The organism is Homoserinimonas sp. A520 (assembly GCF_054489245.1).
This window is the reverse complement of sequence record NZ_JBTMWX010000001.1, coordinates 367729-385197: the sequence shown is the minus strand read 5'-3', so window position 1 is coordinate 385197 and position 17469 is coordinate 367729. Positions and strand designations below refer to the sequence as shown.

General features: G+C 66.7%; 19 protein-coding genes. 16 read left to right on the top strand and 3 right to left on the bottom strand.

Annotated features, from left to right (window positions below):
• Positions 1-154 precede the first annotated feature (154 nt).
• Complete coding sequence (gene ppa, locus ACX3PH_RS01985) at positions 155-646, bottom strand: inorganic diphosphatase (RefSeq protein WP_459088843.1); 492 nt, start codon at positions 644-646, stop codon at positions 155-157.
• Between the two features lie 46 nt (positions 647-692).
• Here ppa and tilS point away from each other — a divergent pair, with 46 nt between their 5' ends.
• Both tilS and hpt read left to right on the top strand, forming a co-directional pair.
• Positions 693-1838, top strand: coding sequence for a tRNA lysidine(34) synthetase TilS (gene tilS, locus ACX3PH_RS01980; RefSeq protein ID WP_459088841.1), 1146 nt, complete (start codon positions 693-695; stop codon positions 1836-1838).
• Between the two features lie 2 nt (positions 1839-1840).
• A complete protein-coding gene (gene hpt, locus ACX3PH_RS01975) occupies positions 1841-2392 on the top strand; it encodes a hypoxanthine phosphoribosyltransferase (protein ID WP_459088839.1) in 552 nt (183 codons plus the stop codon).
• Positions 2393-2518: 126 nt separating this feature from the next.
• Here the strand turns inward: hpt and ACX3PH_RS01970 are convergent, their stop codons facing one another.
• Positions 2519-2836: a GIY-YIG nuclease family protein gene (locus ACX3PH_RS01970; protein WP_459088837.1), complete on the bottom strand. Its 318-nt coding sequence runs from the start codon at positions 2834-2836 to the stop codon at positions 2519-2521.
• A 278-nt stretch (positions 2837-3114) separates the two neighbouring features.
• Between ACX3PH_RS01970 and ftsH the strand changes: the two genes are divergently transcribed.
• The 12 genes from ftsH (at position 3115) to ACX3PH_RS01910 (ending at position 13637) form a co-directional block, all read left to right on the top strand.
• Positions 3115-5112: an ATP-dependent zinc metalloprotease FtsH gene (gene ftsH / locus ACX3PH_RS01965; RefSeq protein ID WP_459088835.1), complete on the top strand. Its 1998-nt coding sequence runs from the start codon at positions 3115-3117 to the stop codon at positions 5110-5112.
• Positions 5113-5120: 8 nt separating this feature from the next.
• Positions 5121-5741: a GTP cyclohydrolase I FolE gene (folE, locus tag ACX3PH_RS01960; protein ID WP_459088833.1), complete on the top strand. Its 621-nt coding sequence runs from the start codon at positions 5121-5123 to the stop codon at positions 5739-5741.
• Positions 5734-6555: a dihydropteroate synthase gene (gene folP, locus ACX3PH_RS01955; RefSeq protein ID WP_459088831.1), complete on the top strand. Its 822-nt coding sequence runs from the start codon at positions 5734-5736 to the stop codon at positions 6553-6555. The genes folE and folP overlap by 8 nt, the downstream gene beginning before the upstream one ends.
• The gene (gene folB, locus ACX3PH_RS01950) at positions 6545-6910 is read left to right on the top strand and encodes a dihydroneopterin aldolase (RefSeq protein WP_459088829.1); all 366 of its coding nucleotides are present in this window, start codon (positions 6545-6547) and stop codon (positions 6908-6910) included. The genes folP and folB overlap by 11 nt, the downstream gene beginning before the upstream one ends.
• A complete protein-coding gene (gene folK, locus ACX3PH_RS01945) occupies positions 6907-7449 on the top strand; it encodes a 2-amino-4-hydroxy-6-hydroxymethyldihydropteridine diphosphokinase (RefSeq protein WP_459088827.1) in 543 nt (180 codons plus the stop codon). Before folB ends, folK begins: the two co-directional genes overlap by 4 nt.
• The gene (locus tag ACX3PH_RS01940) at positions 7446-7919 is read left to right on the top strand and encodes a DUF3180 domain-containing protein (protein WP_459088825.1); all 474 of its coding nucleotides are present in this window, start codon (positions 7446-7448) and stop codon (positions 7917-7919) included. Before folK ends, ACX3PH_RS01940 begins: the two co-directional genes overlap by 4 nt.
• A 21-nt stretch (positions 7920-7940) precedes the next feature.
• Positions 7941-8423: a PH domain-containing protein gene (locus ACX3PH_RS01935; RefSeq protein WP_459088823.1), complete on the top strand. Its 483-nt coding sequence runs from the start codon at positions 7941-7943 to the stop codon at positions 8421-8423.
• Complete coding sequence (locus tag ACX3PH_RS01930) at positions 8420-10018, top strand: PH domain-containing protein (protein ID WP_459088820.1); 1599 nt, start codon at positions 8420-8422, stop codon at positions 10016-10018. Before ACX3PH_RS01935 ends, ACX3PH_RS01930 begins: the two co-directional genes overlap by 4 nt.
• On the top strand, positions 10015-10749 hold the full coding sequence (locus ACX3PH_RS01925; protein ID WP_459088818.1) for a Rossmann-like and DUF2520 domain-containing protein: 735 nt from the start codon (positions 10015-10017) through the stop codon (positions 10747-10749). Before ACX3PH_RS01930 ends, ACX3PH_RS01925 begins: the two co-directional genes overlap by 4 nt.
• A 103-nt stretch (positions 10750-10852) precedes the next feature.
• Positions 10853-11695: a pantoate--beta-alanine ligase gene (panC, locus tag ACX3PH_RS01920; RefSeq protein WP_459088817.1), complete on the top strand. Its 843-nt coding sequence runs from the start codon at positions 10853-10855 to the stop codon at positions 11693-11695.
• A gap of 176 nt (positions 11696-11871) precedes the next feature.
• On the top strand, positions 11872-13371 hold the full coding sequence (lysS, locus tag ACX3PH_RS01915; protein ID WP_459088815.1) for a lysine--tRNA ligase: 1500 nt from the start codon (positions 11872-11874) through the stop codon (positions 13369-13371).
• 92 nt (positions 13372-13463) lie between these two features.
• Positions 13464-13637: a hypothetical protein gene (locus tag ACX3PH_RS01910; protein WP_459088813.1), complete on the top strand. Its 174-nt coding sequence runs from the start codon at positions 13464-13466 to the stop codon at positions 13635-13637.
• An 18-nt stretch (positions 13638-13655) separates the two neighbouring features.
• Here ACX3PH_RS01910 and ACX3PH_RS01905 read toward each other — a convergent pair whose 3' ends face one another.
• On the bottom strand, positions 13656-14576 hold the full coding sequence (locus tag ACX3PH_RS01905) for a LysR family transcriptional regulator (protein ID WP_459088811.1): 921 nt from the start codon (positions 14574-14576) through the stop codon (positions 13656-13658).
• Between the two features lie 121 nt (positions 14577-14697).
• On the opposite strand from ACX3PH_RS01905, the gene ACX3PH_RS01900 reads away from it, so the two are divergent.
• A complete protein-coding gene (locus tag ACX3PH_RS01900; protein ID WP_459088809.1) occupies positions 14698-16368 on the top strand; it encodes a thiamine pyrophosphate-binding protein in 1671 nt (556 codons plus the stop codon).
• A 48-nt stretch (positions 16369-16416) separates the two neighbouring features.
• Complete coding sequence (locus tag ACX3PH_RS01895; protein ID WP_459088807.1) at positions 16417-17466, top strand: ABC transporter substrate-binding protein; 1050 nt, start codon at positions 16417-16419, stop codon at positions 17464-17466.
• Positions 17467-17469 lie beyond the last annotated feature (3 nt).

The following is a 17469-nucleotide window of genomic DNA, read 5'->3' as shown; positions in this document are numbered from 1 at the left end:
TCACCCATCACTCCGGCGCGCAGCAATCGGTGGGACGCTGGCGCATGTGCATGGGCGTTCCACCGATCCGTGAGCGCTGGATTCTGCGAGCTGCGGATTCGCACGCGCGGCTCCGAATGCTCCGCGCAACTGGAACCGTCGAGGCGACTTCTGCCTAGTGCCCTTCGGCCTTCAGCTTTTCGACCCCGGCGACAACGATCGCCTCAGCTTCTGCCGCGTCTCCCCAGCCTTCGGTCTTGACCCACTTGCCTGGCTCGAGGTCCTTGTAGTGCTCGAAGAAGTGCTCGATCTCCTTGCGGGTGTACTCCGGGATGTCTCCCAGGTCCTGGATGTGCTCCCAGCGAGGGTCCTTGGCCGGCACCGCGATGATCTTCGAGTCGATGCCCGCGTCATCCGTCATGTTGAACACGCCGACCGGGCGAACGCTCACGCCGACCCCTGGGAACAGTGGGTACTCGAGCAGCACCAGCACGTCGACGGGGTCGCCGTCGAGCCCCAGCGTGTTCTCGATGTAGCCGTAGTCGGTCGGGTAGACGAACCCGGTGAACAACACGCGGTCGAGGAAGACTCGGCCGGTGACATGGTCGACCTCGTACTTGTTGCGGCTTCCCCGGGGAATCTCGATTACGGCGTCGTACGCGGCCATGACTTGTGCTCCTTGTTTTTCGCGAGTGCTGCAATAACGTTACTGGATGACCTCCCGCCGCCCGCGCCTCACCCCAGCGATCGCCGACGTGCGCAGGGCCGTGCGGGAGTCGCTCGCGTTGGTGCCGTTCCGGTCGAATGTGCCCGTTGCGCCGGGCACATTCGACCGGAACGGGCACAATGACGAATCGGATGGCCCGAGCGACCTGGTGCTGGTCGCCCTCAGCGGGGGAGCCGACTCGCTGGCGCTGGCCGCCGCAACGGCTTTCGAGGCGCCCCGCGCGCGGCTGCGGGCGGGTGCCGTCATCATCGACCACGGCCTGCAGGATGCTTCGGCCGAGGTTGCGGAGCGTGCCGCCGTGCAGGCACGGCACTTGGGGCTCGATCCGGTGGTGGTCACGCGCGTGCAGGTGGGAACCGTCGGCGGGCCCGAGGCTGCCGCCCGGGACGCCCGGTACGCAGCGCTCGTCGACATCATCCAGTCGACGGATGCCGCGGCGCTCCTTCTCGGTCACACCCTCGACGACCAGGCGGAGACAGTGCTGCTCGGCCTCGCGCGCGGAAGCGGCGCCGGCAGCATGCAGGGGATGGCATCGGTTGTGCACGCTGAGATCCGGAATCCGGCGTCTCCAGGTGCCGGTGAACCGCCGAATTCCGGATCTCAGCACCCGCACCTGCTGCTGCGACCCTTGCTGGGCATCCGCCGATCCACTACCGAGGCGTTCTGTGCCGACTCCGGACTGGAGCCGTGGCACGACCCGCACAACCTCGACCCGGTGTTCACCCGGGTCCGCGTGCGCACCACGGTGCTGCCGATGCTGGAAGACGAGCTCGGACCGGGGATCGCGCTCGCGCTGGCTCGCACCGCCGAACAGTTGCGCGAAGACGAGCAGGCCCTCGACCACTTCGCCGAGGAACTCATCGAAGACCTGGCGGAGCATGCCGAGGCGGGCATCGCCCTGGCGGTGCGCGGGCTGGAAGCGAACCCGCCCGCGCTGCGGCAGCGGATCATCCGCCTCGCCGTCTCCGCAGAGTTCGGCCTGGCCATCAGCCGTGCCCAAACACTGGAGGTGGCGCGCCTGGTTACCGACTGGCATGGGCAAGGCGCCGTGCACCTGCCGGGCGTTAGGGTTGAACGGCACGGGCACCTGCTGGTGTTCTCGTCGGCATCGAAAGATCGGGAGCCTCACTAACCATGGAATTCAGCGACGTCGCGGATGACCTGACCAGCACGCTTTTAAGTGAGGAGGAGATCCACGCGAAGATCGCGGAACTCGCCCGTCGCATCGAAGCCGATTACGCCGGCAAGGAGCTCCTGCTGGTCGGTGTTCTGCGGGGTGCGGTGATGGTGATGGCGGACCTCGCGCGTGAGCTGACCATCCCGCTCGAGATGGACTGGATGGCGGTTTCCTCATACGGGTCGGGCACCCAGTCGTCCGGTGTCGTGCGCATCCTCAAGGACCTGGACTCCGACCTGCACGCCCGCAACGTGCTGATCGTCGAGGACATCATCGACTCCGGGCTCACCCTCTCGTGGCTTCGGGCGAACCTGGAGAGCCGCGGCGCGGCATCCGTTGAGATCTGCGCACTGCTGCGCAAGCCGGAGTCGGCCAAGGTCGAGGTGGACGTGCGTTACGTCGGCTTCGAGATTCCGCCGGAATTCGTCGTCGGCTACGGCCTCGACTATGCCGAGAAGTACCGCAACCTGCGCGGCATCGGCGTGCTGGCCCCCCACGTCTACGAGTAGCCCTCAAGGCGGGTCGAGCTTGTCGAGCGCCGCGAGGTCGGCTACCTAAGCGGATCGAGCTGACGTACGGGAACCCGCCCTCTAAGCAGGTCGAGCTTGTCGAGACCCTCGAGTCTGTCGAGCTCCTTAAAGCGGGTCGAGCTTGTCGAGACCAGCCGAGCTTGTCGAGGCCCGCGACCTGCTCAACCCCGGCAGATCCCCCATCCGCCCCTCGATGAGCGCCTTCCGCTTGGCTCTGCCCCATCCTTGCAGCTGCTTTTCGCGGTCGTAGGCATCGTCGATCCGGTCGTACTCCTCACAGAACACGAGCTCAACCGGTCGGCGTTTGGATGTGTAGTTGCCCCCATCTCCTGCCTGATGCTGGGCGAGGCGAACATCAAGGTCGCGAGCGCTTCCGACATAGAACGTGCCGTCACCGCACTGAAGGATGTAGACGTAAGGCATACAGGGAGTGTGGGTGCGTGCGGGCAGCATTTGAAGTTCGTGCCAACGGATGGTGGAACCCATACCAGTTGTCGGTGTAGGGAGGACAAGCTTTCGCAGGCCTCGACAAGCTCGGCTGGTCTCGACAAGCTCGACCCGCTTAAGTAGACGATCTCGCGCTGCTCGACAAGCTCGACCCGCTTAAGCCGCGGGCGGGTCTCGACGAGCTCGACCGGCGTTACGCCTCCAGCAAACAGGGGGGCGGCGCTCAGGGGGCGCACGATAGCCTTACAAGCACTATGAATCTGAAGAAGTTCCTCCGCGGCCCGCTGGTCTACATCGCCGTGGCGATCATTGTCGTCTCGGTGGGCTTCAGCCTGTTGGGGGGCTCCGGTTTCCAGGAGATCGACACCCAGAAGGGCATGGCGCTGCTCCAGGATGACAAGGTCGAGTCGGCCAAGATCATCGACGGACAGCAGCGGGTCGACCTGGTGCTGAAGAGCGCCGGAGACAACGGCAACCAGGTGCAGTTCTACTATGCGAGTGCTCGTGGCGCCGACGTCGTCGAGGCCGTCAACAACTCGAGCCTGAAAAGCTACGACGACGAGGTGGACAACGGCAGCTGGCTCACGTCCATGCTCGGCCTGATCATCCCCTTCATCATCATCGGCCTCATCTTCTGGTTCCTGATGTCGAGCATGCAGGGCGGCGGCAGCAAGGTCATGCAGTTCGGCAAGTCGAAGGCGAAGCTGGTATCCAAGGAGGCCCCGAAGGTCACGTTCGACGATGTCGCCGGAGCCAACGAGGCGATCGAGGAACTCGAGGAGATCAAGGAGTTCCTGACCGACCCGGCCCGTTTCCAGGCGGTGGGTGCCCGCATCCCGAAGGGCGTGCTGCTGTACGGCCCCCCCGGAACCGGTAAGACCCTGCTCGCCCGCGCCGTTGCCGGTGAGGCGAATGTGCCGTTCTACTCGATCTCCGGCTCCGACTTCGTCGAGATGTTCGTCGGTGTCGGTGCGAGCCGTGTTCGCGACCTGTTCAAGGAGGCCAAGGAGAACTCCCCGGCCATCATCTTCGTCGACGAGATCGACGCGGTCGGGCGTCACCGCGGTTCCGGGATGGGTGGCGGTCATGACGAGCGTGAGCAGACCCTCAACCAGTTGCTGGTCGAGATGGACGGCTTCGACGTCAAGACGAACGTTATCCTGATCGCGGCGACGAACCGTCCGGACATCCTGGACCCAGCCCTTCTTCGTCCGGGCCGTTTCGACCGCCAGATCGGTGTGGATGCTCCCGACATGCTCGGCCGCAAGAAGATCCTCGAGGTGCACGGCAAGGGCAAGCCGCTGGCGGCCGGCGTCGACCTCGAGGTGCTCGCGCGGAAGACGCCTGGTTTCACCGGTGCGGACCTGGCCAACGTGCTCAACGAGGCTGCGCTACTGACCGCACGCTCCAACGCGCAGCTGATCGACAACCGGGCACTGGATGAGGCTGTCGACCGCGTCATGGCCGGCCCACAGCGCCGCTCCCGGGTGATGCGCGACCAGGAGAAGCTGATCACCGCGTACCACGAGGGCGGTCACGCGCTCGTTGCCGCAGCGATGAACAACACCGACCCCGTCACGAAGATCACCATCCTGCCGCGCGGTCGCGCCCTCGGCTACACGATGGTGATGCCGCTGGAGGACCGCTACTCGGTCAGCCGCAACGAACTACTCGACCAGCTCGCGTACGCGATGGGTGGCCGCGTCGCCGAGGAGATCGTCTTCCACGACCCGACCACGGGGGCATCCAACGACATCGAGAAGGCGACAGGCACCGCCCGCAAGATGGTCACCGACTACGGCATGAGCGCGAACATCGGTTCGGTCAAGCTGAGTTCCGGTTCCGGCGACATGTTCCTCGGTCGCGACATGGGTCACTCGCGGGACTACTCGGAGAGCCTCTCCGAGCAGGTTGACGCCGAGGTGCGCGCCCTCATCGAGGCGGCGCACGACGAGGCTTGGAAGGTGCTCTCGGAGAACCGGGACATCCTCGACAAGCTGGCATCCGAGTTGCTGGAGAAGGAGACCCTCGACCACAACCAGATCGCCGAAATCTTCCAGGATGTGAAGAAGCTGCCGGAGCGGCCACAGTGGCTGTCGAGCAAGAAGCGGCCGGTATCGACGCGTCCGCCGGTCGACCTTCCGGCGAAGGCGCCCATTGACTCCGGTGCCGTCGACGGTGGCGTCGACTCCGGCCCGACGCCCAAGCCGAAGCGCGCCCCGCGCAAATCGCCCGGTATCGCCACCGCGTAAGGGAAGACATGCCCCGCACCACAGGCAGTGTTGCCACGACCTCGACGTCGGGCGTCGACACCGAGCGCATTCAGGCGGCCGTCACCGAGTTGCTGTACGCGATCGGCGATGACCCGTCGCGCGCCGGCCTTCTCGCAACTCCGGGCAGGGTAGCGCAGGCGTACGGCGAGTTTTTCTCCGGCGTCGGCGTCGACCCGCTGACGCACCTGGCCCACCCGATCTCCGGTGACTCGGGTGGTGAGCTTGTCCTGCTGCGCGACATCGAGTTCCGTTCGATCTGCGAACACCACCTGCTGCCGTTCCTCGGCGTCGCACACATCGCATACGCACCCGGCGACAGCATCGTCGGGCTGGGCAGCCTGGCACGCGTGGTCGACACCGTGGCGTCCAGGCCGCAGTTGCAGGAGCGGCTGACCGAGGAGATAGCGGATGCCCTGAACGACGGCTTATCGCCGCGAGGAGTGCTCGTGGTGACCGATGCGGTGCACGGATGCGTGACCGCCCGCGGTGTGCAGCAGGTGCGCAGTTCCACGGTGACCGTCGCCAGCCGGGGCATCCTTTCCGACCCGATCGAACGCGCTGAGGTCATGGCGCTCATCGGGCAGGCTGAGGGGTCGACCAGTGCCTGAGGCTCGTCCCCGCATCATGGGGGTGCTCAACGTCACCCCCGACTCGTTCAGCGATGGCGGTGAGTTCGCCCAGCTGGAGGCCGCGATAGACCACGCGGTGAAGATGGTGGGCGCGGGCGTTGACGTGATCGATGTCGGCGGTGAGACTACGCGGCCGGGTGCCGAACGCATCCCGATCGCGATCGAGCAGAAACGTGTGCTGCCGGTCATCCGCGAACTGGTGGACCGGGGAATTCGGGTGAGCGTCGACACCATGAATTCGAAGACGGCTGAAGCTGCCGCCGAGGCCGGTGTCGCCATCATCAACGATGTCTCCGGCGGCCTGTCCGACCCGGCCATGCGCCAGGTGGCTGCCGACAGCGGGCTCGACTTCATCGCGATGCACTGGCGCGGACACAGCTCCGGGATGGACGACCTGGCGGTCTACGACGATGTCGTGCGGGATGTTCGCAACGAGCTCGAGCAACGCGTCGCCGAACTGATCGTGGTCGGCGTGCACCCTGAGCGCATCATCGTCGACCCGGGTCTCGGTTTCGCCAAGACGGCCGACCAGAGCTGGTTACTGCTCGCCCACCTGCGAGAGCTTCACAGTCTCGGGTTCCCGATGCTGGTGGGCGCGTCTCGCAAGCGCTTCCTCTCGACATTGCTGCCGGAGGGTGCGGATCCGAAACTCCGCGATCCCGCCACATCCATCCTGAGCGCCCTGGCGGCGGAGGCCGGCGCCTGGGGCGTGCGGGTGCACGATGTAGCCGGCACGCGTGCCGCGCTCGACCTGTGGTCGCGGTTGAAGGATGATGCTGACCATGACCGGTGACCATCTCACCCTGACCGGGCTGAGGGCTTTCGGCCACCACGGGGTGTTCACTGAGGAGCGCGAGAACGGTCAGGAGTTCGTGCTGGATGTCACGGTCTGGCTGGACTTTCGCGCGGCATCCGGTGGCGACGACCTCGAGCAGACGGTGCACTACGGCGTGCTCGCCGAGCAGGTCGTGGCAGCCGTGGAGCGCGACCCGGTCGACCTGATCGAGACGCTGGCGGAGCGGGTGGCCGCGCTGGTGCTTGAGAACCGTGCGGCGAACGCCGTGCGCGTGACCGTGCACAAGCCGAGCGCACCCATCACTGTGCCGTTCGCCGATGTCTCCGTGACCATCACGCGGGTGCGCGAGTGACGGGCGCGGCGGTCGAACGCGCCGTGATCGCCCTGGGCAGCAACCTGGGCGACCGGGAGGCGACTATTCGGACCGCTGTCCACGACATCGACGCGGTGCCTGGGGTTCGCGTCGTCGCAGCATCCGCTCTCGTCGAGTCTGGAGCCGTCAAGCCCACCGGCCTGGACGAGTCTGCGCCTCGCTACCTGAACGCCGTGATCCTCGCCGAGGTGACCATCACGCCGCTGGAACTGCTTGGCGCGGTCAACGCGATCGAGCAACGCCACGGCCGCGTGCGCGAAACAGTGTGGGGCGATCGCACGCTGGATGTCGACCTGATCGCTGTCGGCACCATACGTCAGGTGACCGAACGCCTCACGCTGCCGCATCCGCGCGCCTGGCAGCGGTCGTTCGTCCTGACACCGTGGGCGCAGGTCGATCCGGATGCTGTGCTTCCGGAACATGGACGCGTCGCCGACCTGGTTGCCGGGCTGGACGACGCGGTGTGGGAATTCCCGGCGCCGCCGCTGCTCGCGGCCGGAGAACGGACGCCGTCGTGAAGCGCACCTCTGCACTGACGCTCGCCTTGTTCGCGGTGGTCGGGCTGGCGGTCGGCATCGCCGTGCAGGTGGGGCTCGCGCAGTCGGGGCAACCCGGCGTTCGGCCACCTGTCACGCTGGCGATCGGGCTGTCGCTGATCGGCTTGGTGGATCTCGCACTGGCCTGGCCGATTCGCAAGGTCGCGAACGGCACCGCTAAGGCCAGGGTCGACCCGTTCTACGCGACGCGAGTGGTCGTGCTGGCGAAGGCGTCATCGATCGCCGGGGCACTGCTGGCGGGTGCTGCGGCCGGTTTCGCCCTGTACCTGCTCTCGCGGACCATGCCGCCTGTAGGCTCGATCGGGTTCTTCATTTCGATGTTCGCCGGCGCCATCGTGCTGATGGTCTGCGGCCTGGTTGCAGAGAATATGTGCAAGCTTCCGCCCGAAGACACGCAAGAAACGCAGGACAAGAAACCGGCTGAGGCGTAGCCGTTACTAGTAGAGGGATCGATGACCAATCGACTTGAGGTTCCGGAACTGACCTGGCGGCGCATTTCGCCGAAGTTCATCGTCTCCGAGATCGTCAGCAACCTGGCCTTCTTCGGCGTGCTGGTCGCGGCGGGCCTGGTCTTCGTGGTGGTCGGCTGGGACTGGGCCTGGTGGGTTCTCATCCCGGCCGCCGTGATCCTGCTGGTCTCGCTCGCCATCACACCCCGCCGTGTTCGTGCCTACGGGTATCAATTGCGCGAGGACGACCTGGTCTTCCGCAAGGGGATAATGTTCCTGCGCCTGGTCGCTGTTCCGTACGGCCGCATGCAACTGGTCGACATCAACCGGGGTCCGCTGTCCCGGGCCCTCGGGTTGAGCGAGCTGAAGTTCGTCACCGCGGCGGCGTCCACCGGGATCACCATCCCCGGCCTGCTGGCGGCGGATGCTGAGGAGTTGCGTGACCACCTGGTCGCGGTCGCCGAGAGCCGCCGGGCGGGGCTGTGACCGAAGTCGATCAGCCCGGCACGCCCGGGCCCACGCCGCCCGTTGCTGACGATCCGTCAGAGTCGACCGGCGGCGCGGGAATGGCCGCGTCTCTGACCGACGGAGAGTGGCACCGGATGCACCCGGCGTCGCCCCTGTTGAAGGGCGGCATCACCCTCATCGCCATCCTCGGCATCGTGGTGGCGAACATGCGCGAGCGCCTGATCAACATCTTCGTCCCCGGGTACGCCGGCGAGGGGGACCCGGTCGATTACGTTCTCGACAATGGCTATGTCGGCCTCGCCCTGCTCGTGCTCGCGGTCTTCCTGATCATCCTCATCGCCGCGTTCTACGTCTCGTGGCGGATGCACAGCTTCCGCATCACCAACGAGGTCGTTGAGGTGCGGTCGGGCATCCTGTTCCGCACCAACCGGAAAGCGCGCCTCGACCGCATCCAGGGCATCAACATCGTGCGGCCGTTCTTCGCGAGGCTGTTCGGTGCGGCGAAGCTCGAGGTCAACCAGGCGGGGGCGGATGCCAACGTGCAGTTGTCCTACCTCGGGTCGGCGGCGGCGGATGACCTCCGTCGCGAAGTGTTGCGGTTGGCATCCGGTGCCCGCCGTGCCGACGCGCTGGCGGCACAGCCTGCGGAGGCCGGCCACGGGCTGATCGACCGCCGGGTGCACGAACTGCTGGCGCCGGAACTCGACCCGAACGCTGCGCCGCCGGAGTCGGTCGTCAAGATCCACCCTCTCCGTCTGATCGGGTCTGTGCTGCTCAGCGGCGCGACCATCTTCCTCATCCTGGCCATCGCCGGCGCGGTGGTCTCGGTGGTCGTCTGGGAGAACTTCGGGCTGCTCTTCACCCTCATCCCGGCGATCATCGGTTTCGGCAGTTTCTACGTGAACCGCGTGACCAAGTCGCTGCGCTACTCGATCGCCGGCACCCCGGACGGCGTTCGGGTCGGTTTCGGCCTGCTCAGCACCAGCAACGAGACGCTGCCGCCTGGGCGCATCCACTCGGTGCTGGTCAGCCAGCCGCTGCTGTGGCGTCCGGCCGGCTGGTGGGAGATCAAGGTGAACCGGGCCAGCCAGTCGACGGCCAAGGGCGCGGCCGGCCAGGCGAACACCACGATCATGCCGGTCGGCGACCGGGCGGATGTCATGCGCGTCCTGGCGCTGCTGCTCCCGAAGCTCACCACCGAGGAGATGACGAAGCTGCTCGAAGACGGCCTCACCGCGAAGGGCACCCAGGGCGACGGCTTCACCAACTCCCCGAAGCGCGCCGCCTGGTTGCGCTGGTTCTCGTGGCAGCGTAACGGGTTCGCGATCACTCCCGACGCGGTGCTGCTGCGCAAGGGCGTGGTGTGGCGCGGCCTCATCGTCGTCCCGACTCCGAGGGTGCAGAGTGTCTCCGTCAGCCAGGGTCCGCTGTACCGGGCGTGCCGGCTGGCCGCAGTGCAGTTGCACACGGTTGCCGGGCCGATCACGGCCGAGCTGGGTGCGGTCGATCAGGATGCCGCCCTCGGTTTCTTCACGGATGTCGCGACCACCACCATCCAGTCGGTCGCTGCTGACACCTCCCACCGGTGGCGGGCAGGGGAAGCCCCGGCATGAGCGATCCGCAGGGGTTCGGCGGGCCGAAGCGCCGGCAGTCCGGGCGGTTGGGGATCGGGATCATCGGCGCTGGGCGGGTCGGTCCTGTGCTGGGTGCGGCGCTTGCCGGTGCCGGGCACGCCATTGTCGGCATCAGCGCGATCTCCAGCGAGAGCCGCGACCGCGCTGAGGCCATGCTGCCCGGGGTGCCGGTGCTGGAGATCCCCGCCATCGTGGAGCGCAGCGAGCTGGTGATCCTCGCCGTGCCGGAGGCCGAGCTGGCCGACCTGGTGAGCGGGCTTGCCGCCACCGGCACCTGGCAGCCGGGCCAGCTGGTGCTGCACACGGCTGCACGGTTCGGCATTTCGGTGTTGACCCCGGCACTGGCCGCCGGCGCTATTCCCCTCGCGGTACATCCGGCCATGGCCTTCACCGGCACCAGCATCGACCTGGTGCGCCTGCGGGAGGCGTACTGCGCCGTCACCGCACCGGCGCCGGTGCAGCCGATCGGGCAGGCGCTGGTGGTGGAGATGGGTGCCGAGCCGGTGCTCGTCGATGAGGCCGATCGCGCCGCGTATGCGGAGGCCATCGACACCGCCACCAGCTTCTCGGCGGCAATCGTCGCTCAGGCGACCGCGCTGCTGGACGGCATCGGCGTCGAGGCTCCCGGCGCGGTGCTGGCGCCGCTGGTGCGCTCAGCCGTCGAGAACGCGCTCGCCGGCCCCACCCCGACCTTCCCGGAGGACGTGTGACTTCCGCCTCGCATCGGCCGCCGCGCGCCGTTTTCCGTGGGACGCGGCCGCATTCGCACGCGCGTTCCACTGAAAACGGCGCGCGCCGGGAAAGAGTAGTCGCATGACCGGCCCCATCACGACGATCGGTGAGCTGCGGATGCGGCTTGATGCGGAGCGCGCGTCCGGCCGCACCGTCGCGTTCGTGCCGACCATGGGCGCCCTGCACGACGGACACCTGGCGCTCGTGCGGCACGCGAGCGAAGTGGCGGATGTCGTGGTCGTCAGCATCTTCGTGAACCCGCTGCAGTTCGGCCCCAGCGAAGACCTCGACCGCTACCCGCGCACGCTGGAAGCGGATGTGGCTGCGCTGGCGCCGGCGACGATCGTCTTCGCCCCGACCGCCGCCGACATGTACCCGGACGGCGAGCCGCAGATTCATATTGCCGCCGGACACGTCGCCACCCTGTTCGAGGGTGCAACCCGCCCGGGACACTTCGATGGCATGCTCACCGTGGTCGCCAAGCTGTTCAATATTGTGCAGCCCACGGTCGCCGTCTTCGGGCAGAAGGATGCCCAGCAGGTCTACCTGGTGAGGCGGATGATCGCCGACCTCAACCTGCCGCTCGAGCTCGACATCGTGGAGACGGTGCGGGAAGCGGACGGCCTCGCGCTGTCCAGCCGCAACCGTTACCTGGGTGCGGACGAGCGTCGCGCCGCGCTGGTGCTGTCGGCCGCGCTGGAAGCAGCGGCAGCATCCGCTTCCCAGGGGGCAGACTTCGCCCGGGTGGCCGCCCGAAACCTGGTCGCGGAGGAGCCAGCGGCGCAGCTCGACTACTTCGACCTGGTCGACCCGGCGACCTTCCTCCCGGTCCCTCCCGACTTCCGCGGCACCGCCACCGCGATCATCGCCGCCCGGGTAGGCACCACTCGCCTCATCGACAACCGGGAGATCATGCTGCCGTAACCAGCGTCGGGGTCAAGTGTTTTGCGGGGTGTCGAGTTTTGAACGATTGGGTCGGACACGCTTTTCGTCCGGCTCAATCGTTCAATGTCTGAGCTGAGGAGCAAATCGCTTGATTCCGACGCCACCCGGCTCAACCCATAAGCTTGAGGCTTGACTCAAGGAGAAGCCGCAGCGCCATGACAGACCCCGCAATCCCCACTGAACCGACCGAGGAAGAGCTGTCTGAACAGGCCCAGGTTCGGCTGGCCAAGCGTGAGCGGCTGATCGAGTCGGGCGCCGGTGCCTACCCGGTGTCTCTGCCGATCACGACGACCGTCGCCGAGGTGCGGGCGAAGTATCCGGACCTTGAAGCGGATGCCACCACCGGCGACACGGTGGCGCTCGCCGGTCGCATCGTGCACCTGCGCAACACCGGAAAACTGTGTTTCGCCTCGCTCCAGTCCGGTGACGGGCAGCGCATCCAGGCCATGGTGTCGCTCGCCGCGGTCGGCGAGGAGTCTCTCGCGCTGTGGAAGGAGCTGGTCGACCTCGGTGACCACCTCTTCGTCTCCGGAGAGGTCATTTCCTCTCGTCGTGGCGAGCTGAGCGTGATGGTGGCGGAGTGGAAGGTCGCGGCCAAGGCCATCCGCCCGCTGCCGAACCTGCACGTGGAGCTCAGCGAGGAGACGCGGGTGCGCTCCCGCTACCTCGACCTGATCGTGCGCGAGCAGGCGCGGTTCACGGTGCGTGCCAGGGCGAAGGTGAACGCCTCCCTGCGGGCCACGTTCGACGCGTACGAGTATCTCGAGGTCGAGACGCCGATGCTGCAGACCATGCACGGCGGAGCATCCGCCCGCCCCTTCGTCACCCACAGCAACGCGTTCGATACTGAGCTGTTCCTGCGGATCGCTCCGGAGCTGTTCCTCAAGCGTGCCGTCGTCGGCGGCATCGAGCGGGTTTATGAGATCAACCGCAACTTCCGCAACGAGGGTGCCGACTCCACCCACTCGCCGGAGTTCGCCATGCTGGAGGCGTACCAGGCGTACGGCGACTACAACCAGATGGCCGACCTGACGCAGGAGCTGGTTCAGAACGCGGCGATGGCGGTCTCCGGTAGTCACATCGTGACCTGGGCGGATGGCACGGAGTACGACCTGGGCGGGCAGTGGGACCGCGTGTCGATGTACGACTCGCTGGTCGCGGCGTCCGGGCTCGAGGTCACCCCGCAGACGGACCTCGCCTACCTGCAGGAGCACGCCGCGAAGATCGGTGTCGAGGTCGACCACCCCACCCACGGCAAGCTGGTCGAAGAGTTGTGGGAGCACTACATCAAGGTCGACCTGGTGCGGCCGACGTTCGTGATGGACTTTCCCGTCGACACGTCGCCGCTGGTGCGCGACCACCGCTCGGTGGAGGGTGTCGTCGAGAAGTGGGACCTCTACATCCGCGGCTTCGAGCTGGCCACCGGATACTCGGAGTTGGTCGATCCGGTCATCCAGCGCGAGCGGTTCGTCGCCCAGGCGAAGCTGGCCAGCCAGGGCGACCACGAGGCGATGCGCCTGGATGAGGAGTTTCTGCGGGCGCTCGAGCACGGCATGCCGCCGAGCGGCGGCATGGGCATGGGCATCGACCGGCTGCTGATGGCGATCACCGGGCTCGGCATCCGCGAGACGATCCTGTTCCCCCTGGTGAAGTAGCGCCGACTTCTGTGGGTTGAGTAGGCCCGCCAGGGCCGTATCGAAACCTGGTGACGACAAACCTTCGGGCCGGGACGCGTATCCTTGTACTCGTGTTAGAAGACTTCTGGGCGAATGCGGTGTTCTCGGTGACGCCGACCATCCTGATCGGGCTGGTGTTCTGGCAGATCATGCGGGTGATCATCCGCGCCGACCGCACCGAACGCACGGTCTACGCCCGTATCGAGGCCGAGGAGCGGGCCAAGCGCGAGCTGCTGGCGCCGTAGCGTCGGCCACTGCGGCTCCTACTTGGCGCTCGCCGCGCCTGAGCGGTTTTTCAGCGTCTCCCTGATCGTGCCGAGGAACCAGGCCTCGGGCGCACCGCTGTCGCGGTGGGAGATCAGCCGGATCGAAGTCGACGGCGAAGGGAACGGCAGCTCCAGGATCTTCGTATCGTCGAGTTCAGTCAAATCGATGAAGCCGTCGATAGGGACGATCGCCACAAATCCGCACTGCGCGACGATCTTCGGAAGCGACGTGAATCGGTGCACCTCAACGTGCGGGGTGTCCGAGAGAATGCCGGCGCCGAGGGTCGTCACAGCTTCGGCGATCGCCCGGTGACCCGCCGAGGGGCCGACACGCACCTCGGGAAGCCGCCGCAGGTCATCGACACGGATCGTGCCGTCGTCGTCGGGGAGGTCGCCGCGCACCAGACATCCGTACCGATCCTGGAACAGGACCTCCTGGTTCACCGGTCCGTGCACGGGCGAGCTGGTGATCGCGGCGTCGATGTCGCGCGATAGCACGTCGCGTCCCACCGTTTCAATGTCGAGTGGCACCGTCTCTATCCGGATGCCGGGTCCCGATTGGCGCAGGGTGTCGAGGATCCGGGGCAGTAACCCCGCCTCTCCGAGGTCGGTGAGGGCGATCCGGAACCGCCGCGTCGACGTCCCAGGGTCGAAGCGGGCTGTGCCCTCGGTGCTTTCGGCGATCTGCGAGAGTGGACCGCTGATCTCGGCGTAGACGTCCGTCGCCAGTCGTGTTGGCCGCACCCCCGTCCGCGTCCGAACGAAGAGGGCGTCGTCGAAGTGCAGTCGAAGTCGCTTGAGTGCGTAGCTGACCGACGGCTGCGACGTGTGCAGCGCCGCTGCGGCGAGGGTCAGATTCTTCTCGCGGTAGACGACAACGAAGGTGCGAAGCAGGTTGAGGTCGATGCTGGGTTGCATGTCTCATTATCTATCTGGTTGATAAGAAGAACGCCAATTATCTATTGGACGCGGTTTCACAACGCGTCTAGCGTGGTAGTCACCTGGCTGTCTGACGGTCGGGGAGAAGGTGGGAATTGCGATGACGCAATCGATCAGGGTCTCCGACGCCGTTGGTCGCGTCCTCGCCGAGCTCGGGGTATCCCACGCCTTCGGTGTCGTCGGTAGCGGCAACTTCCGGGTCACGAACGCCCTGGTCGAAAACGGGGCGACCTTCATCGCTGCCCGTCACGAGATGGGTGCCGCATCCATGGCCGACGCCTACTCGCGCATCACGGGCCACGTCAGTGTCCTGACCGTGCACCAGGGATGCGGGCTCACGAATGCACTTACCGGCGTTGCCGAGGCCGCCAAATGCCACACGCCACTGCTCGTCCTGAGCGGCGACACCGCGACCGGTGATGTCACCTCTAACTTTCACATCGATCAGGATGCCGCGGTCGCCGCCATTGGCGCGACACCGATGAGGATCCACTCGGCGCGTACCGCGATCGCAGACACCGCCCGCGCCTTCCACGTCGCAAAACTCGAACGCAAGACGGTCGTGCTCTCTCTCCCCATCGACATCCAGGAGGAGCTCATCGAGTATCCGGCCGCCCGTCCGGCGGCAGCACTCCACGTGGCGGGCACGACAGTGTCGGCCGCGGAGGTCGAACCCCTCGTGGAACTGCTTACCCGTGCCGAGCGCCCGGTCGTGCTCGGCGGGCGCGGGTCGCGTGGCGCGAAGGGTGACCTCCGCGAGTTGGCCGCTGCAGCCGGCGCGCTGCTGATCGCCTCGGGGGGCGCCCGAGGTGTCTTCGAGGGTGACGAATGGGCGCTCGACATCATGGGCGGCTTCGCCACCGAGGGCTCCGCAAATCTGGTCCGCGAGGCAGACCTCATCGTCGCATTCGGGGTTGCGCTCAACGACTGGACCACCCGCGGTGGCGACCTCACCAACGGCGCAACTCTCGTCCAGGTCGATGACCGTGCCGACGCGATCGGAAAGAACCGCCTCGTCGATCTCGGGATCGTTGGAGACGCCGGAGCGGTTGCCCGTGCCGCGCGGGAAGCGCTGCTCGTGGCCGGTCCGGCCCGCACGGGGTACCGCACCCCCGAGGTCGCCGATCGGGTCAAGAGCGCGCGCTACTGGTCGGAACAACCGGTCGAGCCGATGTCCGAGCCTGGGTACGTCGACCCCGCCCTCCTGACGAACGCCCTCGACGTTATGCTCCCGATGGAGCGCGTTGTCCTCGTCGACGGAGGGAACGTGAACTGCTACCCGGGCGCGCACCTGCGAGTCCCGGATGATCAGGGCTACTGCCTTCCGCTGTCGTTCCAGGCCATCGGCCTCGGACTGGGCAGCGCCATCGGCGCAGCGGTCGCCCGACCCGACCGCATGCCCGTACTCGGCGTCGGCGACGGATCCCTCCTGATGGCGGCGGCGGAACTTGAGACCGCCGTGCGGCTCGGGCTCGGCATGCTGATCATCGTCTACAACGACAGCGCCTACGGGGCCGAGGTCCATCTGTTCCCCGGGGCCAGCGCTGCTGAGCAGGAGATCGTGCGATTCCCGGAGACCGACATCGCAGCGATCGCCCGCGGGTACGGCTGCGACGCGATCACGGTCCGCACCCTTGACGACCTCGAGGGGGTGTCGGCCTGGCTCGACTCCGCTCGCGATCGGCCGCTGCTCATCGACGCCAAGATCACCGGGAGGCCGTCATGGATGATGGCCGCCGGTCACGACTTTGCCGGGGACGCACTCGACTAGAACGCCTGGCCGACACCCACACCACCAAAGGAACAAAGGAGTTTCACCATGAGGCACAGCATTTCATCACGAACGCGGCGCTCTGCGCTCGTCGCGGCGGGGGTCACCGCCGCCCTGATCATCAGCGGGTGCGCGGCCACCCCGGCTGAGGATGACGCAGAAGGTGGTGAGACCGGCGACGTCATCCGCGTCGCCTACCTGGCCACCGGATCGTCACTGCCGCTCTTCGTCACCGCCGAGAAGCACGCGGAGGAGGCGGGTATCACGCTCGAGATGATCGAGGTGACCAGCGGAAACGAGTCGATCACCGGCGTTGCGACCGGTCAGTTCGACGTCGGATTCGCCGGAATCGGCTCGGCGGCGTACAACGCCTTCGATGAGGGTCTGCCGGTGCGCTACGTCGCCCCGATGCACGCGGGCTACGTGGAGGACTACTTTATCCTCTCCTCACAGATAGCCGCCGATTCCGATGCCGCCGCCGAACTCGCGGAGGACATGTCGGACCTCGCCGGTGAGACGTTCGCGGTGAACGCACCCGGCGTCGTGACCGAGGCGCTCCTCGGTTTCGCCCTCGAGCGGGTCGGTCTCTCGATCAATGACATCAACGTCGAGCACATCCCGTTCCCAGACCAGGTGCCTGCGCTCGCGAACGGGGGTATCGCCGGAGGTATTCTCTCCGAGCCGTTCCCGACGCAGGCGGAGAGCAACGGCGCCGGCTACCGGCCGTGGGAGACACCGACCGACGCTGAGCCCATGCCGTTCACGGGGATCATCTTCAACACGGACTGGTCGGATGAGAACCCCGAGCTGGCGGAAGGGTTCATGGAGGCTTACGCTAATTCGGCGGCTGAACTCGCCGAAGGAGGCTGGGATACCGATGAGATGCTCGGCTTCATCGAGTCATACACTGGCGCCGACCGCGCCGTGGTCGCGGCGTCACGGCAGCACCACATCACCGCCGACCTGAGCGTCGACCTCGATGTCGTGCTCGGTTACCAGGAGTTCTTCATGGAGCAGGGGTCGCTGAACTACTCGGAGATCATCCCCGAGGAGGATATCTGGGACTTCACCTGGCGTGACGCCGTTCTCGATAACTAACCT

Coding starts and splice junctions, on each gene's coding strand:
- ACX3PH_RS01900 (WP_459088809.1), top strand. CDS start 14,698: ATGACGCAATCGATCAGGGTCTCCGACGCCGTTGGTCGCGTCCTCGCC.
- ACX3PH_RS01895 (WP_459088807.1), top strand. CDS start 16,417: ATGAGGCACAGCATTTCATCACGAACGCGGCGCTCTGCGCTCGTCGCG.
- panC (WP_459088817.1), top strand. CDS start 10,853: ATGACCGGCCCCATCACGACGATCGGTGAGCTGCGGATGCGGCTTGAT.
- tilS (WP_459088841.1), top strand. CDS start 693: ATGACCTCCCGCCGCCCGCGCCTCACCCCAGCGATCGCCGACGTGCGC.
- ftsH (WP_459088835.1), top strand. CDS start 3,115: ATGAATCTGAAGAAGTTCCTCCGCGGCCCGCTGGTCTACATCGCCGTG.
- ACX3PH_RS01970 (WP_459088837.1), bottom strand. CDS start 2,836: ATGCCTTACGTCTACATCCTTCAGTGCGGTGACGGCACGTTCTATGTC.
- ppa (WP_459088843.1), bottom strand. CDS start 646: ATGGCCGCGTACGACGCCGTAATCGAGATTCCCCGGGGAAGCCGCAAC.
- ACX3PH_RS01905 (WP_459088811.1), bottom strand. CDS start 14,576: ATGCAACCCAGCATCGACCTCAACCTGCTTCGCACCTTCGTTGTCGTC.
- ACX3PH_RS01925 (WP_459088818.1), top strand. CDS start 10,015: ATGAGCGATCCGCAGGGGTTCGGCGGGCCGAAGCGCCGGCAGTCCGGG.
- folE (WP_459088833.1), top strand. CDS start 5,121: ATGCCCCGCACCACAGGCAGTGTTGCCACGACCTCGACGTCGGGCGTC.
- folB (WP_459088829.1), top strand. CDS start 6,545: ATGACCGGTGACCATCTCACCCTGACCGGGCTGAGGGCTTTCGGCCAC.
- hpt (WP_459088839.1), top strand. CDS start 1,841: ATGGAATTCAGCGACGTCGCGGATGACCTGACCAGCACGCTTTTAAGT.
- ACX3PH_RS01935 (WP_459088823.1), top strand. CDS start 7,941: ATGACCAATCGACTTGAGGTTCCGGAACTGACCTGGCGGCGCATTTCG.
- lysS (WP_459088815.1), top strand. CDS start 11,872: ATGACAGACCCCGCAATCCCCACTGAACCGACCGAGGAAGAGCTGTCT.